Source organism: Agrobacterium sp. ST15.13.013, from assembly GCF_027956525.1.
Taxonomy (GTDB): domain Bacteria; phylum Pseudomonadota; class Alphaproteobacteria; order Rhizobiales; family Rhizobiaceae; genus Agrobacterium; species Agrobacterium salinitolerans.
This window is the reverse complement of the sequence record NZ_JAQKGP010000118.1, coordinates 1-381: the sequence shown is the minus strand read 5'-3', so window position 1 is coordinate 381 and position 381 is coordinate 1. Positions and strand designations below refer to the sequence as shown.

Sequence of the window (381 nt, the reverse complement as noted above, 5' to 3'; positions counted from 1 at the left end):
CAGGTATGAGCGCTGTATTACAAGCTAATCGTTCAGATGATATGCGTGTCATTTTTACTACCTATAGCGCGCAAATAAAGATAGAGGTTTCACCGGTCGCCCGGGGAACATTATATCTACCACAGGAGCGAGAAGTGGTGGGGGCGGTAGAGGACGTTTTTGGCTATGCCAGCCTTCCAGTGGTTTCGTTGCCTGACCTCTACGGTGGAAAATTATGCGCGGCGCTGGATCGCCAGCATCCCAGAGATTTTTATGACGTGAAATTACTTCTTGATGCGCAGGAGCTTGACCGTCCCATTTTCAATGGGTTTATCGCGTATTTACTGAGCCATAATCGGCCTCTGGCTGAAGTGCTGAATCCTCGCTGGAAAGATATTGCTG

Annotated in this window: 1 protein-coding gene; it reads left to right on the top strand. The window is 48.8% G+C overall.

The window, feature by feature from the left end:
• On the top strand, positions 1 to 381 hold a 381-nt coding region (locus PL597_RS26160), incomplete at both ends, for a nucleotidyl transferase AbiEii/AbiGii toxin family protein (RefSeq protein ID WP_271366673.1).